Source organism: Kitasatospora sp. DSM 101779 (assembly GCF_025655475.1).
GTDB lineage: Bacteria > Actinomycetota > Actinomycetes > Streptomycetales > Streptomycetaceae > Kitasatospora.
The window spans coordinates 6,398,788-6,413,249 of the sequence record NZ_JAHTIK010000001.1 but is presented as its reverse complement, the minus strand read 5'-3'; the positions used below and the strand labels follow the sequence as shown (position 1 = coordinate 6,413,249).

General features: G+C 74.5%; 14 protein-coding genes. 9 read left to right on the top strand and 5 right to left on the bottom strand.

The window, feature by feature from the left end; all coding sequences use genetic code 11:
* Nucleotides 1–58: 58 nt before the first annotated feature.
* Nucleotides 59–631: a hypothetical protein gene (locus KSNIM_RS29165; protein WP_263106111.1), complete on the bottom strand. Its 573-nt coding sequence runs from the start codon at nucleotides 629–631 to the stop codon at nucleotides 59–61.
* A 178-nt stretch (nucleotides 632–809) separates the two neighbouring features.
* Between KSNIM_RS29165 and trxA the strand changes: the two genes are divergently transcribed.
* Nucleotides 810–1,205, top strand: a complete 396-nt coding sequence (gene trxA, locus KSNIM_RS29160) for a thioredoxin (RefSeq protein WP_263106110.1) — start codon at nucleotides 810–812, stop codon at nucleotides 1,203–1,205.
* Between the two features lie 89 nt (nucleotides 1,206–1,294).
* Here the strand turns inward: trxA and KSNIM_RS29155 are convergent, their stop codons facing one another.
* Nucleotides 1,295–1,897 (bottom strand): TetR/AcrR family transcriptional regulator, encoded by a 603-nt coding sequence (locus KSNIM_RS29155; RefSeq protein ID WP_263106109.1) that lies wholly within the window; start codon nucleotides 1,895–1,897, stop codon nucleotides 1,295–1,297.
* A 162-nt stretch (nucleotides 1,898–2,059) separates the two neighbouring features.
* Here KSNIM_RS29155 and KSNIM_RS29150 point away from each other — a divergent pair, with 162 nt between their 5' ends.
* The 4 genes from KSNIM_RS29150 to KSNIM_RS29135 all read left to right on the top strand — a co-directional run bounded on the left by KSNIM_RS29150 (nucleotide 2,060) and on the right by KSNIM_RS29135 (nucleotide 6,886).
* Entirely contained in the window at nucleotides 2,060–3,601 is a 1,542-nt protein-coding gene (locus tag KSNIM_RS29150) for an APC family permease (RefSeq protein WP_263106108.1), read from the top strand.
* 181 nt (nucleotides 3,602–3,782) lie between these two features.
* Nucleotides 3,783–5,189 (top strand): dihydrolipoyl dehydrogenase family protein, encoded by a 1,407-nt coding sequence (locus KSNIM_RS29145; RefSeq protein WP_411543790.1) that lies wholly within the window; start codon nucleotides 3,783–3,785, stop codon nucleotides 5,187–5,189.
* A gap of 123 nt (nucleotides 5,190–5,312) precedes the next feature.
* On the top strand, nucleotides 5,313–6,401 hold the full coding sequence (locus tag KSNIM_RS29140) for a WD40/YVTN/BNR-like repeat-containing protein (RefSeq protein WP_263106106.1): 1,089 nt from the start codon (nucleotides 5,313–5,315) through the stop codon (nucleotides 6,399–6,401).
* A 62-nt stretch (nucleotides 6,402–6,463) separates the two neighbouring features.
* The gene (locus KSNIM_RS29135; protein ID WP_263106105.1) at nucleotides 6,464–6,886 is read left to right on the top strand and encodes a molybdopterin-binding protein; all 423 of its coding nucleotides are present in this window, start codon (nucleotides 6,464–6,466) and stop codon (nucleotides 6,884–6,886) included.
* Nucleotides 6,887–7,189: 303 nt separating this feature from the next.
* On the opposite strand, the gene KSNIM_RS29130 is transcribed toward KSNIM_RS29135, so the two are convergent.
* Nucleotides 7,190–7,654 (bottom strand): MarR family winged helix-turn-helix transcriptional regulator, encoded by a 465-nt coding sequence (locus KSNIM_RS29130; RefSeq protein WP_263106104.1) that lies wholly within the window; start codon nucleotides 7,652–7,654, stop codon nucleotides 7,190–7,192.
* 104 nt (nucleotides 7,655–7,758) lie between these two features.
* On the opposite strand from KSNIM_RS29130, the gene KSNIM_RS29125 reads away from it, so the two are divergent.
* On the top strand, nucleotides 7,759–8,541 hold the full coding sequence (locus KSNIM_RS29125; protein WP_263106103.1) for a dioxygenase: 783 nt from the start codon (nucleotides 7,759–7,761) through the stop codon (nucleotides 8,539–8,541).
* 38 nt (nucleotides 8,542–8,579) lie between these two features.
* Here KSNIM_RS29125 and KSNIM_RS29120 read toward each other — a convergent pair whose 3' ends face one another.
* Nucleotides 8,580–9,224: an NAD(P)-dependent oxidoreductase gene (locus KSNIM_RS29120; protein ID WP_263106102.1), complete on the bottom strand. Its 645-nt coding sequence runs from the start codon at nucleotides 9,222–9,224 to the stop codon at nucleotides 8,580–8,582.
* Between the two features lie 183 nt (nucleotides 9,225–9,407).
* Between KSNIM_RS29120 and KSNIM_RS29115 the strand changes: the two genes are divergently transcribed.
* Complete coding sequence (locus KSNIM_RS29115) at nucleotides 9,408–10,940, top strand: AMP-binding protein (protein ID WP_263106101.1); 1,533 nt, start codon at nucleotides 9,408–9,410, stop codon at nucleotides 10,938–10,940.
* 21 nt (nucleotides 10,941–10,961) lie between these two features.
* Here KSNIM_RS29115 and KSNIM_RS29110 read toward each other — a convergent pair whose 3' ends face one another.
* On the bottom strand, nucleotides 10,962–11,696 hold the full coding sequence (locus KSNIM_RS29110) for a helix-turn-helix transcriptional regulator (RefSeq protein WP_263106100.1): 735 nt from the start codon (nucleotides 11,694–11,696) through the stop codon (nucleotides 10,962–10,964).
* 96 nt (nucleotides 11,697–11,792) lie between these two features.
* On the opposite strand from KSNIM_RS29110, the gene KSNIM_RS29105 reads away from it, so the two are divergent.
* The gene (locus KSNIM_RS29105; protein WP_263106099.1) at nucleotides 11,793–12,578 is read left to right on the top strand and encodes a TIGR03084 family metal-binding protein; all 786 of its coding nucleotides are present in this window, start codon (nucleotides 11,793–11,795) and stop codon (nucleotides 12,576–12,578) included.
* A gap of 183 nt (nucleotides 12,579–12,761) precedes the next feature.
* A complete protein-coding gene (locus KSNIM_RS29100; protein ID WP_263106098.1) occupies nucleotides 12,762–14,459 on the top strand; it encodes a purine-cytosine permease family protein in 1,698 nt (565 codons plus the stop codon).
* The last annotated feature ends 3 nt before the right edge of the window (nucleotides 14,460–14,462 follow it).

Below are 14,462 nucleotides of genomic sequence, written 5' to 3'. Positions count from 1 at the left end.
GTCGGGCGGGGCCGCCGACGGGAGCCGGTGTCGGCGGCCCCTCGGCGGCTCCTTCGGATCAGTAGCCGTAGCCGCCGGTGGCGGGCGAGGCCGCGGCGGCGGCCTTGCCACCGCTCGGGGTGACGGCCCACCAGGTGCCGCCGACGCCCTGGCCCTTGGTGTCGCCGGGCTTGGTGTCGGAGGCGTAGCGGTAGAGCGGCCAGCCGTTCAGGGTGAGCTGCTTGCTGCCGTCGGCGCGGGTGACGCTGGAGACGAGCTTGGCGTCGACGCCCTTGAGCTGCGGGTTGTCGCTCGCCTTCACGGGCGGCCAGAGGGTGGCGCACTGGCCGTTGCAGTTGGACACCGGCGGCTTGGCGGTGTCCTTGTCGAAGCGGTACAGCGTGTAGCCGCTGCCGTCGGTGACGATCGTGCCGAGCGTCGCCGAGCTGGCCGTCCGCAGGGCCGTACCGTCTCCGGCGGGCGCCGTCGGCGCGGCCGAGGAGGGCTCCGACGGGTTGGCGGGGGCGCTCGCGGCGGGGGCGGTGGTGCCGCCGGCGTTGTCGGAGGTGCCGCCGGGGTCGCAGGCGGTGACCAGGGCGATCGCGGCGGCGGCCGAGGCGGCGAGCAGGGCGGTACGGCGGAAGTCGGACATGGCTGTTTTCCCCCACGGTGTGAGTCAGGTTTCGTCGGGCGCTCTCCCCGCGCCCACACCGAGGAGTACGGGCGCGGCGCCGGATCGACTCAACGCCTCGCGAAACTTTTTTTGGAATACCTCGGAGCCGGGCGGGGTTGACGCCACCGGACCACTCCCGAAGGGCAGGTAGGACACCATGAGCACGGTCGAACTGACCACGGCGAACTTCGACGAGATCGTTCCCGGCGCGGACGGCAAGGACTTCGTGCTGATCGACTTCTGGGCGGCCTGGTGCGGTCCGTGCCGGATGTTCGGGCCGGTCTTCGAGAAGGCCTCCGAGCGGCACCCGGACCTCGTCTTCGCCAAGGTCGACACCGAGGCGCAGCAGGAGCTCGCGGCGGCGTTCGACGTGCAGTCGATCCCCACGCTGGCGATCATCCGCGAGGGTGTGCTGGTGTTCGCGCAGCCGGGCGCGCTGCCCGAGCCCGCGTTGGAGGACCTGATCGGCCAGGCCCGGCAGCTGGACATGACCGAGGTGCACGCCAAGGTCGCGAAGGCCCGTGCGGAGGCGGAGGCCGCCGCGCAGGGCTGAGCGCCCTTCCCCACGAACAGCGGCTGCGCCCCCGGACCTCGTGGTCCCGGGGGCGCAGCCGTTTTTCGAGGTCCGTCGAGGGGCCGTGTTCAGGGCGCGGTGCGGGCGGCGAGGCCGTCCAGGAGCAGGCGCAGGGCGAGGTCGAAGCCGCGGTCGTCGAGGCCGGGGCCGCGGGCGGCGGAGGCCTCCAGGGCTCCGGCGAGGGCCGGGTGGCGGGGGCGGTACTCGGCGGCGCCGCGGGTGAAGCCGGCGGTGAAGGTCTCCAGGGCGGAGCCGAGCACCAGGTAGTCGAGGGCGGCGGCGGCCTCGGCGGCGTCCGCCGGGTCGAGGCCGGCCCGGCCGAGGGCGGCGAGCAGGGCGTCGTAGGTGAGCAGCTGCCGGTCGGCCTCGACCCGGCGGCGGGCGAGCAGCGCGATGGTGTTGGGGTGGCGCAGGAAGACGGCCCGGTAGCCGTGGGCGTAGCGGGCGAGGCCGCGGCGCCAGTCGGGGTCGTCGAGCGGGGCGAGGTCGATCTCGGCGTTGACGAGGGCCGCGAGGTCGTCCAGCAGGTCGTCCTTGCCGGAGACGTGGTTGTACAGCGAGGCGGCCTTCACGCCGAGGCGGTCGGCGAGGGCGCGCATGGTGAGGCCGTCGGGGCCGGCGGTGTCGACCACGTCCAGGGCGGCCTCGGCGATGGCCTGCCTGCTGAGCATCGGCCTGCTCGGTCGCCCCACGTGTCCCGTCCCCTGTTCGTGCGTACCGGTCGACCGGCCACGTTACAGCCTGGTGTCGGCCCCTTCCGTTACCGCCCGGTCGGGGCTACGGTCCATAACTAACTAAGTTAGTTTTCGGATCGCGACGGCAAGGCGGACCGCATGACGACCACTCCCCCACAGGCGCACAGCCCCTCCGGAACGGACCGGCCGGCCGGCCCCGCGGACGCGGACCGGCTGGCCGCCCTCGGCTACCGGCAGGAACTGCGGCGCAGCCTCGGCGTACTCGGCAACATCTCCATGGGCTTCGCCGTGGTCTCGCCGGTCGTCGGCCTCTACGCCGTGGCGCAGGTCGGCATGGGCGTGGCCGGCGGCGCCTGGGTGTGGGCCCTGCCGGTCTGCCTGCTCGGCCAGCTGCTGGTGGTCTGCGTGTACTCGGAGCTCGCCTCGCAGTGGCCGCTGGCCGGCGGCGCCTACCAGTGGAGCCGCCGGCTGGCCGGGCCCACCTTCGCCTGGCTGACCGGCTGGCTCTGGCAGTTCGCGGTGATGTTCGCCAACACCACCGTCGCCTACCTCGCCGCGCCCTGGTTCTTCGCGCTGTTCGGCGCCACCCCCACGCCCGCGCAACTCGTGCTGACCGCGCTCGGCTTCATGCTCTGCTGCACCCTGGTCAACGCGTACGGGATCGGCCTGCTGCGGCGGTTCGTCTCACTGGGCATCGCCGCGGAGGCGATCGCCTCGGTCCTGGTCGGCCTCGCCCTGCTGCTGTTCTTCCGCAAGCACGGGCTCGGCCTGCTCACCGACACCCTGGGCGCGCCGGCGGCCACCGGCACCGGCACGCTGATGTCCTTCCTCGCGGTGGTCGCCGTCGGCGGCTGGGCGTTCATCGGTTTCGACGCCTGCGTCTCCACCGCGGAGGAGACCAGGGACGCCGCCCGGCAGGTGCCGCGGGCGATGCGCTGGTCGCTGCTGGGGGTGGGCCTGGTGGTGATCCTCAACGCCGTCGCCGTGCCGCTGGCCCATCCCGACCCGGCCGCCGTCGTCGCCGGCACCGACCTCGACCCGGTCACCACCGCGGTCACCGCCGGCTTCGGCGACTGGTCGGCCAAGCCCTTCGTGGTGGTGGTGCTGGTCAGCTTCACCGCCTGTCTGATGGCCTCGCAGGGCGGCGCCGCCCGCGGGCTGTACTCGCTGGCCCGCGACGGCGTCTTCCCGTTCTCGGCCCGGGTCCGGAAGGTCAACCGGCACCAGGCGCCGATCGGCGGCCTGGTCGCGGCCACCCTGGTCAGCGCCGCGGCGCTGCCGCTCGGCCTGGAGTCGACGGCGATCGGCTCGCTGATCGCCTTCGGCACCGCCGCGACCTTCCTGCCGTTCTTCCTGCTCACGGTGGTGGCGCTGGTCGCCCGGCTGCGGGGCACCTGGCGGCCGGCCGGCGAGGTCTCGTACGGGCGCTGGGGCACCCCGCTCAACGTGCTCGCGGTGCTGTGGACGGGCCTGGAGGTGGTCAACATCTGCTGGCCGCGGACGCTGCTCGCACCGCCCGGCGCCCCCTGGTACCAGGTGTGGGCGGCCGTCCTCGGGACGGGCGTGGTGACCCTCGCCGGGCTCGGGTACCTGGTGGTGCGGCGGCCGCAGCGACTGATGCGGGAGCCTGCGGCGGACGGGCCGCCGGAGCGGGGGGAGCTGGGACCGGCGGTGCTCTGAGCCGCTGCCCGACGAGTCTCGCCCGACCCGGGCCGCCCGGTGGTCGACCTCGAGCACCGGGCGGTCCGGGTCGCCGTGCCCCCGGGGCACCCGGCTCGCGTTGGTACCGGACGGTCGGGCGGGGAGGGGGCAGGATGGGTCGGGCGGTGCCGACGGTGGCGGGTGAGAGCGAGGGGTGCAGGTGACGACGGCGGACGAGTACGACGTGGTGGTGGTCGGCGGGGGCTCCACCGGGGAGAACGTGGCCGACCGGACGGCTGCGGCCGGGCTGCGGACGGCCGTGGTGGAGGGCGGTCTGGTCGGCGGCGAGTGCTCGTACTACGCGTGCATGCCCAGCAAGGCGCTGCTGCGCCCGGGGGCGGCGGCCGCGCACGCCCGGGCGGTGGCCGGGGTGTCCGTCGGCGGGGGGCTGGACGCCGCCGCGGTGCTGGCCCGCCGGGACGCCTTCACCGAGCACTGGAAGGACGACGGCCAGGTGGCGTGGCTGGAGGGGGTCGGCATCGAACTGGTCCGCGGCCACGGCCGGCTGGTCGGCGAGCGGACCGTGCAGGTCGACGGCGGGCGGGTGCTGACGGCACGCCACGCGGTGGTGCTGTCCACCGGCAGCCTGCCCGCACTGCCGGACCTGCCGGGGCTGGCCGAGGTGCGGCCGTGGACCAGCCGGGAGGCCACCTCGGCCCAGGAGGTGCCGGCGCGGCTCGCGGTGGTCGGCGGCGGCGTGGTCGCGGTCGAGATGGCCGCCGCCTGGCGGTCGCTGGGCAGCGAGGTCGTGCTGCTGGCCCGCGGGCCGCTGCTCGGCCGGATGGAGCCGTTCGCCGGGGAGCTGGTCGCGGACGGGCTGTCCGCAGCGGGCGTCGAGGTCCGGCAGGCGAAGGTCACCGGGGTGCACCGGGACGACGAGGTGCGGATCGAGCTCGCGGACGGCTCCACCGTGGTGGCGGACGAGGTGCTGTTCGCCACCGGCCGCCGGCCCAACACCGCCGAACTGGGCCTGGAGAGCGTCGGGCTGACGCCCGGCTCCTGGCCCGAGGTCGACGACAGCTGCGCGGTGACCGGGGTGGCCGGCGGCTGGCTCTACGCGGCGGGCGACCTCAACCACCGGGCGCTGCTGACCCACCAGGGCAAGTACCAGGCGCGGATCGCCGGGGCGGCGATCGCGGCCCGGGCCCGCGGGGAACGGATCGACGGCGGCCGCTGGGGTGCGCACAGCGCCACCGCGGACACCGCCGGGGCGCCCCAGGTGGTCTTCACCGAACCGGAGGCCGCGTCCGTCGGGCTGACCCTGGCCGCGGCCGAGCAGGCCGGGCTGCGGGTCCGGGCCGTCGACCACGACCTCGGCGCGGTGGCCGGGGCCAGGCTGTACGCCGACGGGTACACCGGCCGGGCCCGCATCGTGGTCGACCTCGACCGGGAGGTGCTGGTCGGCGCGACCTTCGTCGGGCCGGGTGTCGCCGAACTGCTGCACGCGGCGACGGTCGCGGTGGTCGGCGAGGTGCCGATCGCCCGGCTCTGGCACGCGGTGCCGGCGTATCCGACGGTCAGCGAGGTCTGGCTGCGACTACTGGAGGCCTGGCGCGACGGGAGGTGACCGGGGCGGCCGTCCGGGCGCCGGGTGCGGCCCCGGACCGCGGCACCGGCGCGGTGACGTGCACGGGTGCCGGGCGCGGAGGAGACTGGCGCGGGGGCCGCGACCGTACACCGGGTGGTGCACATGACCGAGGTGCTGTTGGCCGTCGGAACGCAGAAGGGCCTGTTCCTGGGCCGCAGTTCCGACCGCGAGAAGTGGGAGTTCACCGGGCCCCACTTCGCGATGAACGCCGTCTACTCGGTCGCCGTCGACCGGCGCGGCGGCCGGGTGCGGCTGCTGGCGGGTGCGGACTCCAGCCACTGGGGCCCGTCCGTCTGGTGGTCCGACGACCTCGGCGCGACCTGGCAGGAGCCGACCAGGCCCGCGGTGCGCTTCCCCGAGGACACCGGCACCTCGCTGGAGCGGGTCTGGCAGCTGCAGCCGGCCGGCGAGGAGGCGCCCGACGTGGTGTACGCGGGGACGCAGCCCGCCGCGCTGTTCCGCTCCACCGACCGCGGCGAGACCTTCGAGCTCGTCCGCGCCCTGTGGGACCACCCGCAGCGCACCGAGTGGAACGCCGGGTTCGGCGGCCAGGGCATGCACACCGTCCTCACCGACCCGCGGGACGCCCAGGCCGTGACCGTCGCCGTCTCCACCGGCGGCGTCTACCGGACGAAGGACGGCGGGGCGAGCTGGTCCCCGTCCAACACCGGCATCCGCGCCGAGTTCCTGCCCGACCACTACCCGGAGTTCGGGCAGTGCGTGCACAAGGTCGCCCGGGACGCCGGCGAGCCGGACCGGCTCTACCTGCAGAACCACGGCGGCGTCTACCGCAGCGAGGACAACGGCGGCAACTGGACGGACATCGGCGGCGACCTGCCCGCGGTCTTCGGCTTCGGCCTGGCCACCCACCCGCGCACCGCCGGCACCGCCTACCTCTTCCCGCTCAACGCGGACTACTCCCGGCTGCCCGTCGACAACCGGTGCCGGGTCTTCCGCACCCGCGACGCCGGCGGGACCTGGCAGCCACTCTCGGCCGGGCTCCCGGACGAACCCCACTACGGCGTGGTGCTGCGCGACGCCCTGTGCACCGACGACGCCGACCCCGCCGGGGTGTACTTCGGCAACCGCAACGGCGAGGTCTACGGCAGCGCGGACGAGGGCGACCGCTGGTCGCTGCTCGCCTCGCACCTGCCGGACGTCCTCTGCGTCCGTGCCGCAGCCCTCGGCTGAAACCCCTCCCGTCCCCTGCCGCCCCTCCCCGTCAACGACGCCCCCGGCCAGGAAGCCCATCCATGAGTCTGAGCATCCGCAACCGCATCCCCGGCACCGTCGCCGGCATCACCACCGGCGCGGTGATGGCCACCGTCCGGATCGACATCTCCGGGGGCCGCGAGCTCACCGCGGCCGTCACCGCCGAGGCCGTCCGCGATCTCGGTCTGGAGACCGGCAGCCCGGTCCACGCCCTGGTGAAGGCCACCGAGGTGGCGCTGGCCACCGGCCCGATCAGCGGCCTGAGCATCCGCAACCGGCTGCCCGGCACGGTATCCGAGGTCACGGCGGGACCGGCCATGGCGGGCGTGCGGATCGCGGTCGAGGGCGGCGTGGAGCTGACCGCCGCCATCACCGCGGACGCCGCCGACGAACTGCGGCTGACCGCCGGTACGCCCGTGATCGCACTGATCAAGTCGACCGAGGTCTCGCTCGACGCGGCCTGACCCGGCCCGCGCCGCCCGCCATGGGGTGCCCCCACGCGCCCCTGGTTGCTTGCCCGTCCCCCCTTGTCGGATGCAGGGCCCCGGGGGATGGGCTCGCCGGGTCGAGGAGCTCACCGCCCGCAGCCTCACCGACCTGCAGGACCGGCTCGACCTCCGCGCCGCCGTGCTCTGCGCTCCCTCCCCCTCCCGCGATCCAGGTCCCGATCCGGGTCCCGCCCCGGGCCGGGCCCCGCGCTCGCGGGCCGCCGCCGGCGCGAGGGGCCGCCGATCCGGGGCCCGGGCGGTCAGCCGGTGCGGTGGCGGTCAGTCGGTGCGGGGGCGCAGCCGGGCGGCGACGGTGCCGAGGCTGTCGGCGAGGGCGGCGAGCTGGGCGGGGGTGAGGACGTCGATGAGCGCCTCGCGCACGGCGGCGACGTGGCCGGGGGCGGCGGCGCGCAGCGCCTCCCAGCCCTGGTCGGTGATCTCGGCGAAGACGCCGCGGACGTCGCTGGGGCAGGAGCGCCGGGAGACCAGGCCGCCGCGTTCGAGCTGGCCGACCTGGTAGGTGAGGCCGCTCTTGGAGGTGAGGAGGCGGTCGGCGAGGTCGGTCATCCGCAGCGAGCCGTCGGGGGCGGCGGAGAGCTGGACGAGGATCTCGTACTGGGTGTGGGAGAGGCCGGCGTCCTCCTTGAGCTGGCGCTCGAGGTGGCGGGCGACGAGGTTGCTGGCGGCGACGAAGCCCCGCCAGGCGGCCATCTCGTTCTCGTTCAGCCAACGGGGTTCGTCCATGGGTCAATCGTACCGTGGTTGTTCAAATTTGAATGAGGGTGTACGGTCGACACCAGGTGATTAAAATTTGAACCACTGGTGACAGGCCACGGAGGACGACCACCATGAGCACCGCAGCCCCCGAGCGCATGCCCACCCTCTACCTCTCGCACGGCGCACCGCCGCTCGCCGACGACCCGGTCTGGCCCGGTCAGCTCGCCGCGTGGTCCGCCGACCTGCCCCGGCCCACCGCGATCCTCATGGTCTCCGCGCACTGGGAGGAGGCCCCGCTCGCACTGGGCGCCACCACCGCCGTCCCGCTGGTCTACGACTTCTGGGGCTTCCCCGAGCACTACTACCGGGTGCGGTACGCCGCTCCCGGGGCACCCGCCCTCGCCGACAGCGTGCGCAAGCTGCTGCGCACCGCCGGCATGCCGGTGCAGGACATCCCGGACCGCGGCCTGGACCACGGCGCGTACGTGCCCCTGGTCGAGATGTACCCGGACGCGGACGTCCCGGTGCTGCAGGTGTCGCTGCCCACCCTGGACCCGCAGCGGCTGATGGAGATCGGCCGCAGGCTCGCCCCGCTGCGGGACGAGGGCGTGCTGATCGTCGGCAGCGGCTTCTTCACCCACAACCTGCGGGCGCTCAGCACCGACGGCCGGGTCTCCTCGGTGATGGCCGAGTTCGACGACTGGGGCCGCCGCGCCCTGGAGGCGAAGGACGTCGACGCGCTGCTCGACTTCGAGCACAAGGCGCCGGCCGGCCGCTTCGCCCACCCGCGCACCGAGCACTTCGCCCCGCTGTTCGTGACCCTGGGCGCGGGCGAGGCGGAGCTCGGCACCCAGCGCAGCGTGATCGACGGCTTCTGGATGGGCCTGGCCAAGCGCTCGGTACAGATCGGCTGAACCGCGGCGGGCCCCACGGGGGCTCTGGGACGGGGCTCTCAGTGGGCGCAGGTGAAGCGCTCGCCGAGGTGCCGGGGCTGCTCGATCTCGTCGACCAGCGCGACCGCGAAGTCGGGGATGCTGATGGCGCTGCGGCCCTCGGCATCGATCACCAGGCGGTCGGTGTCGGTGCGGTAGTGCCCGGTGCGTTCGCCCGGGAGGAGGTCGGCCGCCGGGCTGAGCACCGTCCACTGCAGGTCGGCGACGGTGCGCAGGTAGGTGAGCGCCTCGCCGTGCGCGTGCATCATCTCCCGCACGTCGGCGGCCAGCCCGGGGGTGTCCCAGACGCAGATGCCGGGGGCGGTCTCCAGGCTCCCGGCGCCGCCGACGACGATCAGCCGCGGGGCGGCCGAGCCCAGCGCCCGCAGACCGCCGACCAGGGCGCGGGCGGCCGGTTCGATCAGCCGCCGGGCACCCGGCCCGTCGCCGCCGCCGACCGCGCTGACCAGCACGTCCTGGCCCTCGGCGACCCGGGCGACGTCCTCGGCGGAGAGCACGTCGCCGCGGGCGACCTCCGGGGTCAGCCCCTGGTAGCGGGCGGGGTCGCGGACGGCCGCGGTGACCCGGTGCCCCCGCGCGAGCGCCTCGGTGACGACGCACCGGCCGATCGACCCGTTGGCGCCGAAGACCGCGATCCTCGCCATGGTGTGCCCGCCTCTCCGTCCGGCAGCGTGTCACTCCCAGCATGGGTCCGGTCCGTCCGCCGCGGCGGTGCGACGCGCGGCGGTGCGGCCGCCCGGGGCGCCCCGTCGGCGGGGGTACGCCGTTGTGCGTAACACCCCCGATCGGGGGTGTCCGGGCGCCGGGGCCACAGGCACAGTGGCCCCATGCAGACTCCACTCTCCGTGATGGACTTCCTCGACCGGGCCGAGCAGGTGTACGGCGACCGAGTCGGGATCGTCGACGAACCGGTGCAGCCCGCCGAGTCCTGGGGCGAGGTGACCTACCGCAGGATGGCCGAACTGGCCCGCGCCCAGGCCGCCGGCCTGGACCGGCTCGGGGTCGGGCCCGGCGCGCGGGTGGCCGTCGTCTCGCAGAACTCCGCCCGCCTGATGACCTCCTTCTTCGGGGTGAGCGGCTTCGGCCGGGTGCTGGTGCCGGTGAACTTCCGGCTGAAGGCCGAGGAGGTCGCCTACATCGTCGAACAGAGCGGCGCCTCGGTGCTGCTGATGGACCCCGAGGTGGCGGACGCACTGGCCGGGGTACCGGCCGAGCACCGCTTCGTCCTCGGCGCGGAGAGCGACCGGGAGCTGTACGCCTTCGACCGCGAGCCGGTGCGGCACCCGGTCGCCGAGTCGGACACCGCGACGATCAACTACACCAGCGGAACGACCGCCCGCCCCAAGGGAGTCCGGCTCACCCACCGCAACCTGTGGCTGAACGCGACGCTCATGGGCCTGCACTTCGGGGCGGGCGACCGGGACGTCTACCTGCACACCCTGCCGATGTTCCACGCCAACGGCTGGGGCCTGCCGTACGTGATCACCGGCGTCGGCGGCCGGCACGTGGTGCTGCGCAAGGTGGACGGCACCGAGATCCTGCGCCGGGTCGAGCAGCACGGGGTGACCTTCCTGTGCGGCGCCCCCGCCGTGGTCGCCTCCGTGCTGGCCGCCGCCGAGACCTGGGACGGGCCGGTGCCCGGCCGGGACCGGGTGCGGATGGTGGTGGCCGGCGCGCCCCCGCCGACCTCCGTGGTCCAGCGCGTCGAGGCCGAGCTGGGCTGGGAGTTCATGCAGCTGTACGGGCTGACCGAGACCTCGCCCGCGGTCACCGTGAACCGCACCCGGGCCGAGTGGGACGTCCTGCCGCCCGCCGAGCGCGCCGAGAAACTGGTCCAGGCCGGGGCGCCCGCACTCGGCACCACCGTGCGGGTGGACGGCCAGGGCGAGGTGCTCGTCCGCTCCAACACCGTGCTGGACGGCTACTGGGAGCGCCCCGACGAGACGGCGGCCGCACTGCAGGACGGCTGGTTCCACACCGGGGACGGCGGCACCCTCACCGACGGCTACCTCACCATCTCCGACCGCAAGAAGGACGTCATCATCACCGGCGGCGAGAACGTCTCCTCGATCGAGGTCGAGGACTGCCTGTACGGCCACCCTGCGGTCGAGGAGGTCGCGGTGATCGGCGTGCCCGACGAGAAGTGGGGCGAGACGATCAAGGCGCTGGTGGTGCTCCGCGAGGGCGCGAAGGCCGACGAGGCCGAGCTGATCGCGCACTGCAAGCAGCGGCTGGCCGGCTACAAGTCGCCCACCTCGGTGGAGTTCCGCACCGCGCTGGCCCGTACGGCCACCGGCAAGCTCCAGAAGTTCCGGCTGCGCGAGCCGTACTGGTCCGGCCGGGAGCGCGGCGTCAGCTGACGGCCCGCCGGATCCGGCGGGTCAGCCGAGGATGCCCCACTCGCGGGCCGCGACGGCCAGTTCGACCCGGTTGCGGGCGCCGAGCTTGTGCATCGCGCTCTTCAGGTAACCCGTCACGGTGTGGCTGCTGAGGCCGAGGCGGGCGGCGATCTCCGGGTTGGTCCGGCCGGTCGCCGCCCAGCGCAGCACCTCGTGCTCGCGCGGGGTGAGCCCCGCCTCGGCCGAGCGGACGGCCGCCCGGCCGCCCCAGGCCGCAGCCCCCGCCAGCGCCCGGGTGGCCGTCCGGGCGAGCTCGGCGACCGCGCCGATCCGCACGTCGCCGAACGGCACCACGGTGCGCAGCGCCGCGTACACCACGCCGTGCACGGCGCCGTCGTGGACGAGCGGCACGCCGAGCATCGCGTGCAGGTCGTCGGCGCCGACCGCGGCGTCGTAGTGGTGCGAGATGGTGGTCGCGGCCCGGTAGTCGGGCACCCAGGCGGGCGCGCGTTCGGCGAGGGCCCGGCCGCCGAGGCCGGTGCCGGAGGGCACCCGGAGGTTGTGCAGCAGGTCGGCGCGGGTGCCGGCCCAGTGGCGGAGCACCATGGCGTCCCGGGCCTCCTGGGCGTCCCGGGCCCCTTGGGCCTCGGGCACGCCGACCAGACCGACGTCCGCGCCACAGTCGGCGACCACCCGGCGGGCCAGGTCGGCGAGCACCGCGGAGCGGACCAGCTCGGCGGCGCGGGTGTCCGGGGGCTCGGGGGCTGCGCTCCTCACCGGGCGATTCTCACACGGGCCCCCTGGTTCGGGGAGATGTGCGGCAGCAGGATGGGCCTGCCCGCACCACGGGACATGGACGAGAAGGGGAGACGGATGGCCGACATCACCGCGCTGCTCGCGGACCTCGCGGCGGAGAGCGACGGACTGGACGCCCTGGTGGCGGACCTGGACGCCGCGGGGCTGGCGAGGGCCACCCCGGCCGAGGGGTGGACGATCGCCCACCAGCTGGCTCACCTGGCCTGGACGGACCAGTGGTCGCTGCTCGCGGCGAGCGACCCGGAGCGCTTCACGACCGAGGCGCAGCAGGCCTTCGAGGCGGGGTTCGACGTGGTCGAGCACGGTGCGGCCGAGGGGGTCGGCGAGCCGCCGGAGGTGCTGCTCGGGCGCTGGCGGGCGGGCCGGGCCGAGCTCGCGGCGGCACTGGCGGCGGTGGCGCCGGACACCCGGCTGCCGTGGTTCGGGCCGCCGATGAAGGCGCCGTCGATGGCCACCGCGCGGCTGATGGAGACCTGGGCGCACGGGCAGGACGTCGCCGACGCGCTGGGGGCCGTGCGGCCGCCGACCGCCCGGCTGCGGCACATCGCGCACCTGGGGGTGCGGACCATGGGGTTCGCGTTCTCGGTGAACGGCCTGCCCGCGCCACAGGTGCCGGTGCGGGTCGAACTCATCGGCCCGGCGGGCGAGTCGTGGGCGTGGGGCGTCGAGGACGCGGCCGACCGGATCACCGGGCCGGCGTTGGACTTCTGCCTGCTCGCCACCCGGCGGCGGCACCCGGACGACCTCTCGCTGACCGCGGTCGGCGACACCGCGCGGGCTTGGCTGCCGATCGTGCAGGCCTTCGCCGGTCCGCCCGGCAAGGACCGCGAGCCGCTGCGCTGACCGCCGCGGGCCTGCCGGATCGTCGGCCGGCAGGCCCCGCCCGCACGGGTCCGTCGGCGCGTCCGGTTGACGGTGCGTCACCGACCGGATGCGGTTACGGCGGTGAAACCGCGGCGCGCCGGTGCGCTTAACCCCTCGTCCCTACCCTCGCCGCACAACCCGAGGACAGACGGGAGCGGTGACATGACCGACACGACCAGCCCGCACGCCCCGACCCGGCCCGACGACGGCGGACGGCCGGAGACCGGGCCGCGCCGCTCGTACCGCGGCAGCGCGGCGGACGAGTCCCTGGAGGACTACTCGCTGCGGTACGCCCCCCACTCCTTCCGCCGCTGGTCGCCGACGGCGGTGGCGTCGACCGCGCTCGGCGGGATCGCCTACCTCGCGGACTACGCGATCGGCGCGGGCATCGTGATGTCGTACGGCTTCACCAATGCGCTGGCGGCGATCCTGGCGGCCGCCGTGGTGATCTTCCTGACCGGCATCCCGATCGCCCGGGCGTGCGCCGCGAACGGGGTCGACATGGATCTGCTGACCCGCGGTTCGGGCTTCGGCTACCTCGGCTCGACACTGACCTCGCTGGTGTACGCGAGCTTCACCTTCATCTTCTTCGCCCTCGAGGGCTCGATCATGGCGCAGGCCTTCCACGAGGTGCTGCACATCCCGCTGCCGGTCGGCTACCTGCTGACCACGCTGATCGTGATCCCGATCGTGTTCAAGGGGATGAGCTGGATCGCCCGGATGCAGGCGTGGACGCAGCCGGTGTGGATCATCGGGCTGGTCGCGCCGTTCGTGGTGCTGGCGTTCCACTCCCCCGGCGTCTTCGGCGCGTTCACGCACTTCGGCGGCACCGGCGGGGTCGGCTCCGGATTCACCCTGCTCGGCTTCGGGCTCGGCACGGGCGTGGCGCTGTCGCTGATCGCGCAGATCGGCGAGCAGGCGGACTACCTGCGGTTCATGCCGAGGCGGACGCCGGAGAACGCACGCCGCTGGGACCTCGCGGTGCTGGCCGCCGGTCCGGGCTGGGTGGTGATCGGTGCGCTGAAGCAACTGGGCGGCGCGCTGCTGGCGTTCGCCGCGCTGGACGCGGTCGGCGAGACCAGGGCGCTGGAGCCGATCGCGCCCTACGTGGAGTCGCTGCGGCCCTGGCTGGGCGCGGCGGCACTGCCGCTGGCCGGCCTGTTCGTGGTCGTCTCGCAGATCAAGATCAACTCGACCAACGCCTACTCCGGCTCGCTCTCCTGGTCGAACTTCTTCTCCCGGCTGACGCACCGCCACCCCGGCCGGGTCTGGTACATCTTCCTCAACTGCGGCATCGCGCTGCTGCTGATGGAGATGAACATGTTCAGCGCGCTGGGCAGCCTGCTGGGCTTCTACTCCAACGTGGCGATCGCCTGGATCGGCGCCGTCACCGCCGACCTGGTGGTCAACAAGCCGCTGGGGCTGAGCCCGAAGCACATCGAGTTCAAGCGGGCGCACCTGTACGCCGTCAACCCGGCGGGGTTCGGGGCGATGTGCGTGGCCGCCGCGGTCTCCATCGCCGCGTTCTTCGGCTGGTTCGGCACGTACGCGAAGGCCTTCAGCCCGTTCGTCGCGCTGGTCCTGGCCATGGCGCTGAGCCCGCTGATCGCATGGGCCACCAAGGGCCGCTACTACCTGGCCCGGCCCAACCCGGACGCCGGCAACGCCGATGCCACCGACACCCGGGTGTGCACGGTCTGCGAGACCGCGTACGAGGTGCCGGACACCGCGCACTGCCCGTTCCACCAGGGCACCATCTGCTCGCTCTGCTGCAGCCTGGACGCCGACTGCCACGACTCCTGCACCCGCGGCGCGGCGGGCGGGCCCGTCCTGATCGGCATGCCGACCGCCCGGGAGTGAGCC

Excerpts from the sequence above, each read along its gene's own strand:
- KSNIM_RS29155 (WP_263106109.1), bottom strand. The coding sequence starts at position 1,897 with ATGCTCAGCAGGCAGGCCATCGCCGAGGCCGCCCTGGACGTGGTCGAC.
- KSNIM_RS29100 (WP_263106098.1), top strand. The coding sequence starts at position 12,762 with ATGACCGACACGACCAGCCCGCACGCCCCGACCCGGCCCGACGACGGC.
- KSNIM_RS29130 (WP_263106104.1), bottom strand. The coding sequence starts at position 7,654 with ATGGACGAACCCCGTTGGCTGAACGAGAACGAGATGGCCGCCTGGCGG.
- KSNIM_RS29150 (WP_263106108.1), top strand. The coding sequence starts at position 2,060 with ATGACGACCACTCCCCCACAGGCGCACAGCCCCTCCGGAACGGACCGG.
- KSNIM_RS29125 (WP_263106103.1), top strand. The coding sequence starts at position 7,759 with ATGAGCACCGCAGCCCCCGAGCGCATGCCCACCCTCTACCTCTCGCAC.
- KSNIM_RS29165 (WP_263106111.1), bottom strand. The coding sequence starts at position 631 with ATGTCCGACTTCCGCCGTACCGCCCTGCTCGCCGCCTCGGCCGCCGCC.
- KSNIM_RS29140 (WP_263106106.1), top strand. The coding sequence starts at position 5,313 with ATGACCGAGGTGCTGTTGGCCGTCGGAACGCAGAAGGGCCTGTTCCTG.
- trxA (WP_263106110.1), top strand. The coding sequence starts at position 810 with ATGAGCACGGTCGAACTGACCACGGCGAACTTCGACGAGATCGTTCCC.
- KSNIM_RS29105 (WP_263106099.1), top strand. The coding sequence starts at position 11,793 with ATGGCCGACATCACCGCGCTGCTCGCGGACCTCGCGGCGGAGAGCGAC.
- KSNIM_RS29135 (WP_263106105.1), top strand. The coding sequence starts at position 6,464 with ATGAGTCTGAGCATCCGCAACCGCATCCCCGGCACCGTCGCCGGCATC.
- KSNIM_RS29120 (WP_263106102.1), bottom strand. The coding sequence starts at position 9,224 with ATGGCGAGGATCGCGGTCTTCGGCGCCAACGGGTCGATCGGCCGGTGC.
- KSNIM_RS29115 (WP_263106101.1), top strand. The coding sequence starts at position 9,408 with ATGCAGACTCCACTCTCCGTGATGGACTTCCTCGACCGGGCCGAGCAG.